Origin of the sequence: Desemzia sp. C1, from assembly GCF_020882875.1 — a bacterium.
GTDB classification, from domain to species: domain Bacteria; phylum Bacillota; class Bacilli; order Lactobacillales; family Carnobacteriaceae; genus Desemzia; species Desemzia incerta.
The window spans coordinates 1,803,468-1,817,198 of record NZ_JAJIZP010000003.1 but is presented as its reverse complement, the minus strand read 5'-3'; the positions used below and the strand labels follow the sequence as shown (position 1 = coordinate 1,817,198).

General features: G+C 36.9%; 11 protein-coding genes. 1 reads left to right on the top strand and 10 read right to left on the bottom strand.

The window, feature by feature from the left end; all coding sequences use genetic code 11:
* Nucleotides 1-71 precede the first annotated feature (71 nt).
* The 9 genes from LMF32_RS09275 to LMF32_RS09235 all read right to left on the bottom strand — a co-directional run bounded on the left by LMF32_RS09275 (nt 72) and on the right by LMF32_RS09235 (nt 9,527).
* Nucleotides 72-1,580, bottom strand: a complete 1,509-nt coding sequence (locus LMF32_RS09275; RefSeq protein WP_092479838.1) for a DUF1846 domain-containing protein — start codon at nt 1,578-1,580, stop codon at nt 72-74.
* 187 nt (nt 1,581-1,767) lie between these two features.
* Nucleotides 1,768-2,478 (bottom strand): alpha/beta hydrolase, encoded by a 711-nt coding sequence (locus LMF32_RS09270; RefSeq protein WP_230524562.1) that lies wholly within the window; start codon nt 2,476-2,478, stop codon nt 1,768-1,770.
* 227 nt (nt 2,479-2,705) lie between these two features.
* Entirely contained in the window at nt 2,706-2,975 is a 270-nt protein-coding gene (locus LMF32_RS09265) for a hypothetical protein (protein WP_092479840.1), read from the bottom strand.
* A gap of 306 nt (nt 2,976-3,281) precedes the next feature.
* On the bottom strand, nt 3,282-4,025 hold the full coding sequence (locus LMF32_RS09260) for an alpha/beta hydrolase (protein WP_230524561.1): 744 nt from the start codon (nt 4,023-4,025) through the stop codon (nt 3,282-3,284).
* A 118-nt stretch (nt 4,026-4,143) separates the two neighbouring features.
* Nucleotides 4,144-4,455 carry a thioredoxin gene (gene trxA, locus LMF32_RS09255; RefSeq protein ID WP_188205408.1) on the bottom strand — a complete coding sequence of 104 codons (312 nt, stop codon included), beginning with the start codon at nt 4,453-4,455 and terminating at the stop codon, nt 4,144-4,146.
* A gap of 110 nt (nt 4,456-4,565) precedes the next feature.
* Nucleotides 4,566-6,932, bottom strand: coding sequence for an endonuclease MutS2 (locus LMF32_RS09250; RefSeq protein WP_230524560.1), 2,367 nt, complete (start codon nt 6,930-6,932; stop codon nt 4,566-4,568).
* A gap of 119 nt (nt 6,933-7,051) precedes the next feature.
* A complete protein-coding gene (locus tag LMF32_RS09245; protein ID WP_230524559.1) occupies nt 7,052-7,600 on the bottom strand; it encodes a CvpA family protein in 549 nt (182 codons plus the stop codon).
* Nucleotides 7,601-7,616: 16 nt separating this feature from the next.
* Complete coding sequence (locus LMF32_RS09240) at nt 7,617-7,913, bottom strand: cell division protein ZapA (RefSeq protein WP_188205410.1); 297 nt, start codon at nt 7,911-7,913, stop codon at nt 7,617-7,619.
* A gap of 93 nt (nt 7,914-8,006) precedes the next feature.
* Entirely contained in the window at nt 8,007-9,527 is a 1,521-nt protein-coding gene (locus LMF32_RS09235) for a helix-turn-helix domain-containing protein (RefSeq protein ID WP_230524558.1), read from the bottom strand.
* Between the two features lie 805 nt (nt 9,528-10,332).
* Between LMF32_RS09235 and rnhC the strand changes: the two genes are divergently transcribed.
* Nucleotides 10,333-11,262: a ribonuclease HIII gene (gene rnhC / locus LMF32_RS09230; RefSeq protein ID WP_092479847.1), complete on the top strand. Its 930-nt coding sequence runs from the start codon at nt 10,333-10,335 to the stop codon at nt 11,260-11,262.
* 48 nt (nt 11,263-11,310) lie between these two features.
* Here rnhC and pheT read toward each other — a convergent pair whose 3' ends face one another.
* Nucleotides 11,311-13,728 carry a phenylalanine--tRNA ligase subunit beta gene (gene pheT, locus LMF32_RS09225; RefSeq protein WP_230524557.1) on the bottom strand — a complete coding sequence of 806 codons (2,418 nt, stop codon included), beginning with the start codon at nt 13,726-13,728 and terminating at the stop codon, nt 11,311-11,313.
* Nucleotides 13,729-13,731 lie beyond the last annotated feature (3 nt).

Below are 13,731 nucleotides of genomic sequence, written 5' to 3'. Positions count from 1 at the left end.
AACAAAAAAACGAACAGGAATTTCCTGTTCGTTTTTTTTGTTATAGAAAGATATCATACGGATCAATCTTTTTATAAGTAATACAAATTCTCGGAAGGATAGATCGGATCACAAGTTACATCAATACCTAGTTTGCGCAATACTTGTTCATCGTCTCTATTCAGCATGACAGTAGAATGAGCTTGTACTCCATTCAATTCAGAAAGCTTGTTATACGCTAATTGCGCAGTAGGATTAGTAACGGCACTGATGGCTAAAGCAATCAGGATTTCATTCACATTTAAGGCCGGAAGTTTACTGTGCAAGTCGTTCTTTTTCATATTTTGGATCGTTTCCAATACCATTGGCGATAATAAATGAATCTCATCGGAAATGTTTGCCAAGGCCTTAATAGAATTCAATACTCCAGCAGAACAAGAATCCATCAACGGAGTAGTTCTTCCAGTAATGATTTGATCATTCCCCAACTCAAAAGCGATCACAGCTTGGATATCTTTTGTCTCAGAAAGGTTTTTTACTTTTTCAGCATAGTCGCGAGCGGGTTGAACGGGTACCCGATCAACTTGACTTAATTCGACTTCTTCCATGATCAGTTTCATGCGGTTCAACACTTCTTCATCTACAAGACCTTTTTTAAAATCAGTTTCAATCGCAAAACTTCTGCGGATGATTTCTTGTTTTGAAGCTTCTTGTACCACTTCATCATCAGTGATTCCAAAACCAACGCGGTTTACACCCATATCAGTTGGGGATTGGAAGACAGATTCTTTTCCCGTAATTTTTTCAATGATTCGTTTGATTACTGGGAAAGTTTCTATATCCCGGTTATAATTCACAGCAATCTCATTGTATTTTTCATAATGGAAATTATCGATCATATTGACGTCTTTTAAATCTACTGTTGCTGCTTCATAAGCAATATTCAATGGATGTTTTATCGGGACATTCCACACTGGGAAAGTTTCAAATTTTGAATACCCAGCCACTTTGCCGTGACGACGCTCATGATACAATTGATTTAAACTGGTTGCCAATTTTCCGCTGCCTGGTCCTGGAGCTGTTACAACTACGATCGGTTTTGTAGTAGGGATAAACTCATTTTTTCCAAAACCGTCTTCACTAACGATCACATCTAAATTAGAAGGATACCCCTCGATTGAACCGTGAGTGTAAACTTTGATATCTCTTTTTTCTAATTTATTAATGAATAATTTAGTAGAAGGCTGTCCATGATAACGAGTGATCACGACACTATTGACTTCCAATTCGTACTCTCTCAATTCATCGATTAGACGAAAGACATCCATATCATAGGTAATTCCATAATCTCCACGAATTTTATTGCGTTCAATATCTCCTGCATAAACGCAAATGATAATCTCAGATTTATCTTTTAATTTTTGCAATAATTTGATTTTGGCATCTTCATCAAATCCTGGTAAAACACGCTTAGCATGTTTGTCCCCAATCAACTTCCCGCCAAACTCTAAGTAAAGCTTATCGTAATTATTCACGCGTTCTAAAATGTATTTTGTTTGTTCTTCGATATATTTTTGCGGATCAAATCCTAGTTTTTTCATCAAAACCCTCCAAGATTTCTACCAAAATTAACCCAGTTCCTGTTAACTTTATCAACGGTTCTGGTTACACTCTTAAAAAAATAAAAATAGAGCCTCATTCATCAGCTCTAACATGTCACTCTTTTATACTATTCGCAAACCATTATTTTAATCGCACATATCTATTATAGATTCTTTTGCTGAGTATTCAATGGTTTTTTAAAAAAGATTCTATAATCTTATTAAATTCGTTTGGATTTTTCACCAGAAAAAAGTGATCTGCTTTTGGTATGATCACTAATTGACTGTTCTTTATTTGTTGAGCGATCCATTGAGTATGGGAAAGTTTGATCACATCATTTTCCCCGGCCATAACTAAAGTAGGAGAAAGAATTTTCGTTAGCTCGAAGCTCGCACTTCTCAATTGGGTAGTCATCAACTCATAAACCGCTCTTTTCCACCAAAACTTTGGATTAAAAATTTCAATTCCTTTTAAGGCTGCGAGTGTCGCTTCTACTTTTAACAACTCTACCTTTTTCATTCCTTCAGGCTCAGTGTTAGCTCCTACAATAACGAGTTTAGATACTTTTTCAGGAAAATATTGGGCAAACAATAATGCCGTATTCCCTCCATCACTAAATCCTATAATGGCTGTTTTTTCGATATGTAAATAATCTAGTACAGTCTCAATATCGTTGACAAATGCTTCAAATATTAATGTATCCTGCTTCTTAATCGATTTTCCATGCCCTCTCGTGTCTAAAGCGATAACCGTATAAAAAGCTTTAAAGTAGTCGATTTGATGTTGGAAAATCGTATAGTCTTCTCCATTTCCATGCAGCAGCAATAGCGGTTCCCCCGTTCCGCCTATTCTACAATGCAGCGATCCACCTTTGATGGGTATATAAACAGATTCCATCTTTCTCCTCCTTCATTTTTCTATAGTATACAAAAAAACTTGAGAGCGGGAAAAAAGGCGTTTAGCCCCGAATCACTGGAGCGAATAAGCACAGGATGGTCGTAGACCATTCGAGCATTATTCGTGAAGTGGATGTCGGGGCTGCCTTTTTGAGCGCGTTTACGAAACCAATATTCGTAAAAAAAGAAGGAGCTGGGAGTCATTTCCCAGCTCCAAGTTGGCTTTTTTTAAAAATTAACGTTTAAAGAAATTTCATTCAATACGATAGAATCTCCATTTTTCTTTTGCACAAAAATTGCGCGTATCGGAGATAATTCATTTAAGTCTTTCAGTGAATAATCATTTCTGCGCAAAACATATTCTAATGGACAATCCAATTCTCCATCAGCATTTTCGATTAAGTCTTCCGGACAAACTGTCAATATCCACTTATCTTCTGTTCCTTCAAAAATCATTTCGTACTTTTCTGCTGTTTTATCCATTAATTGATTGCTCATATTTTTACCTCCTATAATACTATCAAATAAGAAATGTGAATTATGCCCGTCCAACTGCTGTCTTCTTACTCGATTAGGATATATTGAAGCGTTTATTTTTGTACTGAGAAGCCATAAAACAAATTGTGATTGAATTTATTTTATACGAGTATGTACAATTTAGCAGAAAACTGTTCAGTTCTTTTTCATTTTTATGAACCAATTATAGAAAAAAACATATGGAAAGTACATACTTTTTTATATCCGTATTTTTTTTGTCACAAACATATGAACAAATTTTTTCTAACTTTATATGAGAGAACTTTCTTAATTCTTTATCGTGTTCTCTATAAATTCTACCATTCCATCTACAGTAATGGTTTGTTGTTCCTCAACAGATATTGTAGCTGTTCCGTCGCCTTCTTGTGGTCCATAGTTACCAAATTGGGCATGATTTCCACCCTCAATAACTTCTGCTTTTCCTTTTGGCAGAGACTCGAATGCATCAAAGTACGCTTTTGTATTTAATACCTCATCGTTCGTCCCATACATCGAAAGTGTGTCTAAACCAGCATCAGAGAAGTCATCTGCAGGATAGGAAGCTAAGAAGATAACCCCTTCTAACTGCTCAGGATTTTTTTCTGCAAACGAAGCAGCCATCACTCCGCCTAATGAATGTCCAGAAAGATACCAATTATTGATTTCTTCCTGATTACTGATAACTTTTTCTGCTGCATCACTGTCAAAAACTGCCAGATTGAACGGCATTCTCACTAGATATACGGAGATGCCTTTTTCAGCCAGACTTCTCATTAAAAGAGCATAAGCCTCTTCTTCTACTTTACCGCCTTGATAAAAAATCAGTCCAGCCTGATGCTTATTTTCTTTCGGTTCAAAGCGGATATATTCCTCACCTTCAGTGACAATGACATCATGTGTCGATTGTAAAGCTTCGATTGCCGATTGGTGAGGTTCATAAGCATCAGATAGATATCCAATAATGGCTATACCTATGACTAGAATTAACACCCCTAAAATGACCAAAATATTCTTGCGTTTTTTACGTTGCATTTAGTTGCACTCCTTTTCTTTTCAAGCAGATTTTCCATCAGTATAACACTTCTAACAGCAAAAAAATCCATAAAAAAGGAGCTAAGATCAATAGACCTTAGCTCCTTTTTGTTATTTTTTATTTGTGTTTGCTTAATATATCTTCAATTTGTTCTTTGCTGTGGTAGCCGATTAATTTTTCTACTACTTCGCCGTCTTTTTTCACTAACAGTGTAGGGATACTCATAATACCAAATGAAGCTGGTACTTGAGGGTTTGCATCTACGTCCATTTTAACAAATTTTACTTCATCGCCGATTTCTTCATCCAATTCATCCAAAACTGGTGATTGCATACGACATGGTCCGCACCAAGTTGCCCAAAAATCCGTTACTGTTAAGCCGTCTTTTGTTTCTGTTTCAAATGTAGCATCTGTTACTGCTTGTACCATAATGTTATTCCTCCTATAGAATTGCTTACTTTAGCTGCTTAACTTATAATTAGTAAGCCTTTATTGTTTTTATTATAACAAACTCTGTATAAGATTTCTACTCTTTGCGCTTAATTTTTAAATTCGACTATCGTTGCTCCATTACCACCTTGGTTTGCTGGCGCATATCCAAATGATTTAACAGAAGGATGACGCTTCAAGGCTTCAGTTACTCCTTTGCGTAAAGCTCCTGTTCCTTTACCATGCACGATTGTTACTTGAGGGTAATTAGCCAGCAATGCAGCATCCAAATATTGATCCATTCTGGCTAAAGCATTTTCATATCTTTCTCCACGAAGATCCAATTGCGGAGAAACATGGCTTTGACTAGCAGATTTCAATGTGGCCGTTCTGCGTACCGGTTCTTTTTCTGGTGCAGTCAATATCAAGTCGCTCTCATCCAACTTCATTTTCAACATTCCCATTTGAACTACCCATTGTTTATCTCCTGCTTTTTCCACAATGATTCCTTTTTGACCAAAGGATTGAACTTTCACATCATCACCAGGCTTCAAGCTTTGTTTGGCTTTTTCTTTTTTCAAGACTTTGTTTTTTGACAAAGCTTCTTCATGACGCAGATTTGCTAAACGTGTTCTGGCATCTATAAATTCATGCTCTTTTATTGCTCCGTCAATACCACTTTCCAACTGTTTGTTTCTCAAGTCGGCAATCACTTTTTCTGCATCGTCTTGTGCTTGTTCGACTGTTTGATTGGCTTTCTCTTTTGCTTTTTTCATCAAGTCATCTCGTTCTTGCCAGAACTCTTGTACAGCTGTCTTCAAGTCTTTCAATAATTGGTCCGCTTCATTTACATGCTCGCGAATTTCTTGGTATTCCATTTCGGTCATTTTCCGAGTATTCTCTAGATCCGCGATCATCTCATTCAAGTTTTGTGTTTCCCCATCAATCAAATGACGAGCATTTTGGATAATATCTGGACTGAGTCCCAAGCGTTTAGAAATCTCAAAAGCATTACTTCTACCCGGTACCCCGAACAACAAGCGATAAGTTGGACTTAACGTATCTACATCAAACTCCATACTGGCATTGATCGTTTTAGCATGATTATAGCCATAAACTTTTAATTCAGGATAATGTGAGGTTACCATAACTGAGCTGCCAATAGAACCAATTTGATCCAAGATAGCAATCGCCAGAGCTGCTCCTTCTTGAGGATCCGTTCCTGCGCCTAGTTCATCAAATATAATCAAGCTTTTTTCATCCATTTTTCGTAGAATCGAAACGATATTGGTCATGTGAGATGAAAAAGTACTTAAACTTTGTTCAATCGACTGTTCGTCTCCAATATCCGCGAATACTTCGTTAAAAATCCCGATTTGGCTTTCTTCTGCAGCTGGAATCTGCAATCCTGACTGACCCATCAACTGCAATAATCCTAGCGTTTTCAAGATGACCGTTTTCCCACCTGTATTAGGCCCCGTAATCACAACAGCTTGATACTCTCCCCCAATAAAAATGTCATTGGGCACAACTGTTTGTTGATCCAGTAAAGGATGACGAGCACTGTACAACTTCACTTCATTATCGTCATTTATTTCTGGGCGTACAGCTTGAATACTTTTCGCATAAGCAGCTTTAGCTCCAATGAAGTCTAATTGAGCTAACAGCAGCATATTATTGTGGATTTCTTTACTGTATGGAGCGATTTCTTCTGAAAGCTCAGCCAATATACGGTCTTCTTCGTGGCGTTCTTCGATTTGCAGTTGGCGCAACCGGTTATTCAACTCTACTACTGCTTTTGGTTCAATAAATAACGTTTGACCTGTAGAACTCTGATCATGTACGACACCGCCGAAGTGATTGCGATATTCTTGCTTTACGGGTACAACATAGCGGTCATTTCTGATCGTGATCAAAGCATCGCTTAGATACTTGGCACTTTTCCCACGAATAACCGATTCCAGTTTTTCTCGAACCGCATTTTCACCCTTTTTAATCCCCACTCGAATACCTCTTAATGCAGGACTGGCATCGTCTAAAATATGACCATCCTCATTGACCGTTTCACGAATACGTTGGTTCAATTGCGGCGTTGTCACGAATTGATCCGTAATCGTGTATAAGCGGTAAAATTCGATTCCGGTTTCTTTCAATTCTTCAAAAAAGCGGCGTGTTTCTGTAGTGGTCGTTAATATTTTTCCAATCTGTGCGATTTCAGTAGCATTCAACGATGCACCTATGTCCAACCGTTTCAAATGCGGTCTTACGTTTTCCAATTTTGGAATGGGCATCCCTCCGCGCAATCGTTCGATCTGGACTCCATCAGCTGTTTCTTCTTGCCAATGCATCACTTCCTCTTTTGATTGAGAAGGATGTAAGTCTGAAATCATTTCTTTTCCTAAAGTAGAAGAAGCAAATGATGTCAGTTCTTGAATGATTTTTTGAAATTCTAACGTTTTTAATATTTTTTGATTCATATCTTCACCTCGTCTATACTCGGTCCCTATATTAAATATATTCTATTCATCAATACAACAAGAAATCGTTTCTGCTGTGTCAGAAGAAACGATTTCTTTTGTTTATCTAGTTTGATTCTTTAATTGATGGTGCTTACCCACCAGGAATAAATTTGCTCTGACAAGATCGGAGTGTTGGTGACAATCATTTTTGCCAATCCACTGCTGGCAAATTGTTCTTGAACAAAATCTATCGGAAGCATTGTGAGAACAAACAACAACAAGAATACCTCTACATAAGAGATGATTCCGCCAATAACAGCTCCCCCTATAGAATTAGCTTGTTTGACTACGGGCAAAAATTTAACACCGCGTGATAATCCGCCTATAAAACGTGTAGCCAACCAACCCACAAAGATGATCAATAAAAAGGAGATTCCATGGTAGAAAGCTTCATCCAATTGGAAACTCAAAGCCCCGCTGTAAAATACAAATGAATCATCCATAGAAGCCGAAGGATAAGGAACCACTAATTGTAAATACTCACTCACTTCTAAGTAATACCGGCTTGCAAAGTAGTAAGAGACTAAAAAACCAATGGAAAGAATCAATTGCAAAACCAATCCTCTTTTAGCCCCACTATAAATCCCAATCAATAAAAACACAATGATTCCGAACGTCATCCACATATGTTAAGTCCACCTTTTATTCTTCATTCAGGTTTGTATGTTGCATGTTTTTTACTTCTTCTCTCAATTGCTCCAACTCTTTTTCCATTTGCTGCATTTTGATTTGCATTTCAATCTGATCGGATACGGCGTTCACGGCTGCTAAAACCGCTCTTCTTTCCGGATCCAGCCCTTTTGTCAATTTTTCAATTTGTTTTAATTGTTCATCAATCGTTTTTTCAACAACTTGCAGATGTTGCACTGAGCGTGCCCCGATAATGGTATACTCTTTTCCTGCTATCGTTGCTTTATACCGTATTTTATCCTTAGACACTGAACACCCTCCTAGTTAAACACATTTCATTTTATTTTAACATGAATCTGCTGGAATTTGTAGAGTTTTAAAAAAAAACCAGGAAACGAAGCATCAGCTTCTTCCTGGTTCATTTTTCATCTCTCTGTTTTCTGTAGGGATTTCTTTTTCAGGACGAAAATCTTTTTGGTGAGAGTAAATTTGATCGAGCATCATTTTTATTTGGTCCCAACTATGCTCGTTAGCAGAATAATTGATACCTACTACTGGTATGCTGTTGTCCAAACGAAATTTATACTCTGTTACTTCATGATCTGTCACAATGAGTTGAATAGAATCTGGATAATCTTCATTCGCCAACAAAAAGCTTTTTAACTTATAAGGGTAATAAAGTTGCATCAGTTCTTCTAAAAACTTTTCATGGTACAATCCGAATTGTGAGACAATCAGCACATTGATTTTGTTTCGATGCTTCAAAATTTCAGTGGTCAAATTTTCCCACGTTGAGATAAGGATGTATAAAAAATCCATTGGATCATCGAGCACGTTTTCCAGCCATTCTCCTCTATAAAAGTTCTCTAATACATCTACTGCCGTTTCCAGAAAATCGTCGTATAATCCGCCTTGATTATAAACGGTGATTTTGTTTCGTTCAACTAGTGAATAACTTAATCCTTGAAACTCTATTTTATAGAGATAGTGACTGAATAGTCTTTTATGCACCATTTCTTTATTGCCTAAAAAGATTGACATTCGCTCAGTTAAAATCGTCAAAAAAACTTCTATATCATCATACACTTGTAAAAATCTTTGATTTTGCTCTATAGTATCTCTCGTAAAAAAAATATACCTGCTCTCTAAGAAATAACTGATGAATTGGCTATCTTCTTCGTGAATCTTAAAAGGCAGTTTTTCTAATTCTCTGGAGACAAGCTGTTCAGTCTCTTTCGAAACAGGCAATAGTGGAGTGTAATTTGATTCTATATGATTCGCTTTAGAAAGGCGTTCAAAAATAAGTACTAACCATAAAGTCATTTTGTTCATTAAGGTAGCAGACAACGCTAATTTGTTTTCGGTTTTAAAGGCTTTAACTAGTGTGTAAGCTTCTTTGCTGCATCGAGAATGACGTTTCAAACAGGACGTACCATACTCTTCCCAGAACAAGACTCCGTAAAAGAAAATAATTTGTTTTTCTTGTCCTTGAATCCGTATCGGCTTTTGTTGAATCGTTAAACCATATTTTTTAAGCACTGGTTTAACTAATTCAATACACCTTTTTACAGAAGATACACTTGTATAAAGTTCTTCCGCATATTCTTCTAGTGTCTGCAATGAATCGTAAAATAATAAATTAACAAATTGGACATTTAAGCATTCACGCAAAATCTGCTGATAAAAGTTATCCATTTGAAATTCATGTAAAATATTTAAGCGAACCCCTTTTTGTTTGGATGTTTCAAATTTGAAGGTAGATGAAAAATAAAGGCGAAAATAATTCATATCTGATTTCACTGTACTTTCAGAACATTTCAATTGTGCAGCAATCTTTTCTGTCTTCCACCATTGATTTTCCTTCAACATGCATTCGATAAATATTAGTCTTCTTGAACTGCTGGAATCTAATAAATCTCGCATTACCTCACCCCTACTCTCGCTCTTTTCAATGGCAATCTTTTAATCATTTTACCATACTTAATTAATCATTCAATCGAATTTCTTTGAATATAATAACAATTGTTAGAAAAAAGTTTTAAAGCGCTACTTTCTTACATAAAAAAAAGCTAGACAGGCGTCATAGCTTTTTTTGAGTGCGGCATATCGGGGATTGGGCGCTGTTTTATATAGAAAATAAAGCAGGCAAATGTTTTTCTTTTGATTTAGTTGTCTTTTTTGATTGTAGATTCTAATTTACAAGATCATTTCTTCATGTTTTATCAATAAAGAGTCTTTTGATAATGGAAAGGCCCTGACCGGCTCAAAAGTAAAAGAAAAAATTCGATAATTTAGAATGCATAAAATATGTCATATAGGACAACTAAAATAAAAAAGGAGAAGTACGTCCATGTAAACAAACCGTAAAAGGATACGCTCATGACTTAGTGACAAGGCAAGTGATATGAATTAAATTCAGCCTAACAACGTACAATTCATCACTCCTTTTTCATTTCTTATAACAACAATAGCACATTCTCAGCCAACTTTCCTTTCTTTTAGTACATATTGAATAGTATATTTTGGCTGTTATTTTTACAGCAACTAGTTGACATCCTTTAAAATACTGTTTCAAAATTTATTTTTGTGTCATTTAGGAAAAATCACGCATAAGGTTCCAACTCCATTCCAGGATCATTTTGCTTTCTCCATCAGACTGTTATACTATATAAAAGAATCTACTGCATGTGTAACTACTGATAAAAATAATGATGAAACGAGTGATTTAATGTCTAATGAAGTCCTGATGGTTTCAAGTCAGACACTGGACGAAATGAAAGAACAGTATAAAAACTATTTGAAACCAACCAATCCTCCTGGAAGTGTATTCGCTGCTAAGAAAGGCTCTGTCAACATTACAGCTTACAAATCAGGAAAAGTGTTGTTTCAGGGAAATCAATCTCAAGAAGAATTTTCTTTATGGGCTTCTAAAGGTACAACAGCACCTAAAAAAAGTTCAGCAAAAAAAGTGGATACTACATTACCTTCTGGCTTCAGTCAATGGTCTGTTTTGGGAAGTGATGAAGTGGGAACAGGCAGTTATTTTGGTCCTTTAACTGTTGTAGCGGCTTATGTAGATCGGTCTCAATTTGAGCTGTTGAAAGAGTTGGGAGTACGCGACTCTAAGGAAATGACGGATAAAGAAATTTGTCGAGTAGCAAAAGATTTGATCACCTTTTTACCGTACAGTTTATTGAATGTTATGCCAGAAAAATACAATCAGATCCAACCTAAAATGTCACAAGGTAAAATGAAAGCCGTATTGCATAACCAAGCTTTACATCATGTGCTGATGAAAATCAGTCCAACAGTACCTGAAGCAATTTTGATTGATCAATTTGAATTACCGTCTACTTATTATAAACATATCCAAGATCAAGCCATTCAAGTAAAAGACAAGGTTTATTTCCAAACCAAAGGTGAAAGCCATCATCTAGCAGTAGCCGCAGCCTCGATTATCGCACGTTACGCTTTTTTAACCGGCTTAGAAGAATTGACAAAAGAAGCTGGGATGAAAATCCCTTCAGGCGCAGGGTCTGCTGCAGATCTAGTCGCTGCAAAATTATTAAAACGCGGTGGGGTCTCCTTATTAAATAAATATGCTAAATTACATTTTGCAAATACAGATAAAGCTAAAAAAATAGCAGGATACAACTAAAAAAAGGTCAAACAGGAAATTATTCCTGTTTGACCTTTTACGATTCTTTTAACGAATTTCTGCATTCAGTTGAGTGACAATTGCTTCTTTCACTTCTTCAAAAGCTTTTGTGACTTCTTCCTCTTGTAGTGTTGCTTCTGGGTTTAAATAAGCTAAAGTATATGCCATTGATTTTTTGCCAGGAGCAATATGCTCTCCTTGATAAAGGTCGAATAATCTGACATGTTTCAAGTATTTTCCGCCTTTTTCAAGAATAACATCTACGATTTGCTGGTTTGTCACTGTATCGTCTACCAATAAAGCGACATCTCGTGTCATGCCAGGATACTTAGGAATTCCACGATACACCGTAGCTTCTTTTTCTGCTTGGACGATTGCCTCTAAATTCAGTTCAAAAGCGTACGTTTCATTAATGTCCAACTCTTTTGCGGTTACAGGATGAATTTGTCCTATAAATCCAATTTCTTCCCCGTTCAACAAGATAGTTGCTGTACGTCCAGGGTGCATATCTGATCGATTGGTATCTTGTTGGTACTCAACTTCTCCAACCAATCCATAAGTGGTCATTAATTCTCCTAAGATACCTTTTAAAACGTAGAAATCAACTTTTTCGCCTTCACCTTGCCAGTCTTTCTCACCCAGTGAACCAGTGATCACACCCGCCAAATGTTCTTCTTCGATTGGCAAAGTTTGGCTTGGGTCTTTGTAGAACACTCGTCCAGTTTCGTAAAGAGCTGCATGTTGATTATTGTGTGACAAATTGTATTGTACATCATCCAATAAACCGCTGATCAGATTCATTCGCAAAGTACTTCGTTCTTCACTCATCGGCATTTCCAATTGAGTCATGTCACTTACTCTCATCATAAAGCGGCTGGCTTTTTCAGGTGTAGTCAACACATAGCTGATTGCCTGAGCTAAGCCTGCATCTTCTAAGAAACGTCTTGTGTGACGTACCAAACGTTGTTTTGTTGTCAATCCGCCTGGAAGCGATTCTGTTGTAGGAAGCGTCGAAGGCAATCGGTCGTACCCGTAAATACGAGCAACTTCCTCAATTAAATCTGTCTCAATATGAATATCCCAACGTCTAGGAGGTACTACTACTGTTACCTCTTCATTTGAAATGGTCACGCCGAAACCTAATTGATGGAAAATCTTTTCGATTTCTTCTGCAGAAATAGCTGTTCCTAGTGATCGATTTATTTTTCCAAGGGTAGTCTTGACTACACTATCTTTTACTTCTGCTGTATCTACAGAAGCAACGCCGGAAACAACCGTCCCTTCTCCGAGCTCTGCCATCAATGCTGCAGCATGCTCACTAGCTTGTTGCAATGTTGCAAGATTGATCCCTTTTTCAAAACGAGAACTAGACTCACTGCGCAAGTTTAACTCTTTAGCTGTTTTACGAACCGAGATCGGTTCAAATAAAGCCGCTTCTAGAGCAACTGTTACCGTATCATCTGTGATGTGTGAATCCAATCCGCCCATGACTCCTGCTAACGCTACAGGCTTTTGACCGTCAGTGATAACAATATTGTTTGAAGTCAATGTACGCTCTTCTTCATCTAAAGTAACCAATTCTTCATTTTCTTTTGCACGACGAACTAAAATTTCTTTTGAATTTAATTGGTCATAGTCAAACGCATGTAATGGTTGACCGTATTCTAATAAAATATAGTTTGTGATATCTACAATATTATTTAAAGGACGAATGCCTGCATTCATTAATTTCGTTTGCAGCCACATTGGGCTTTCTTTTACTTTGATATCTTTGATTACACGAATCGTATAGATCGGCGCATCTGTGGTATCTTCAACGGATACAGACATGTAGTCTTCAACTTTATCCGTTGAGTCCTCTGTAAGGACCACTTCTTTAAAGCTTGGTTCAAGATCATATACAGCAGCTACTTCATGAGCTACTCCACGCATACTTAAAGCATCCGCTCTATTTGCAGTAACCGATAAATCTAAAATCGCATCATCCATCGCTAAATAAGAGAATACTTCTTCGCCTGGAACTGCATCTTCTGGAAGAACATAGATTCCGTCAGCGTATTTTTTAGGAATCACTTTATCTGAGTACCCTAATTCTTCTAATGAGCAGACCATTCCATTTGATACTTCTCCACGCATTTTGCTTTTTTTGATTTTTTTATTTCCTGTTATACGTGAACCCGGTAAAGCGACAATGATTTTTTGCCCAGCAGCAATATTAGGCGCTCCACAGACGATTTGAGAAGGTTCTTCTTCTCCAATATCTACTTGGCAAATATGCAAATGGTCTGAATCTGGGTGGTCTACTACAGATAAAGCATGACCTACCACGATTTTTTTCAATCCTTCTTGAGGAATCGTGACATCTTCTACTTCAATACCGGTACGGCTTAGTTTTTCTGCCAATTCTTCCGGAGTGATTGAATCTAAGTTTAAATATTCTGATAACCATTTATAGGATACGTTCATATT

Excerpts from the sequence above, each read along its gene's own strand:
- LMF32_RS09245 (WP_230524559.1), bottom strand. The coding sequence starts at position 7,600 with ATGTGGATGACGTTCGGAATCATTGTGTTTTTATTGATTGGGATTTAT.
- trxA (WP_188205408.1), bottom strand. The coding sequence starts at position 4,455 with ATGGTACAAGCAGTAACAGATGCTACATTTGAAACAGAAACAAAAGAC.
- rnhC (WP_092479847.1), top strand. The coding sequence starts at position 10,333 with ATGTCTAATGAAGTCCTGATGGTTTCAAGTCAGACACTGGACGAAATG.
- LMF32_RS09260 (WP_230524561.1), bottom strand. The coding sequence starts at position 4,025 with ATGCAACGTAAAAAACGCAAGAATATTTTGGTCATTTTAGGGGTGTTA.
- pheT (WP_230524557.1), bottom strand. The coding sequence starts at position 13,728 with ATGAACGTATCCTATAAATGGTTATCAGAATATTTAAACTTAGATTCA.
- LMF32_RS09250 (WP_230524560.1), bottom strand. The coding sequence starts at position 6,932 with ATGAATCAAAAAATATTAAAAACGTTAGAATTTCAAAAAATCATTCAA.
- LMF32_RS09270 (WP_230524562.1), bottom strand. The coding sequence starts at position 2,478 with ATGGAATCTGTTTATATACCCATCAAAGGTGGATCGCTGCATTGTAGA.
- LMF32_RS09265 (WP_092479840.1), bottom strand. The coding sequence starts at position 2,975 with ATGAGCAATCAATTAATGGATAAAACAGCAGAAAAGTACGAAATGATT.
- LMF32_RS09275 (WP_092479838.1), bottom strand. The coding sequence starts at position 1,580 with ATGAAAAAACTAGGATTTGATCCGCAAAAATATATCGAAGAACAAACA.
- LMF32_RS09235 (WP_230524558.1), bottom strand. The coding sequence starts at position 9,527 with ATGCGAGATTTATTAGATTCCAGCAGTTCAAGAAGACTAATATTTATC.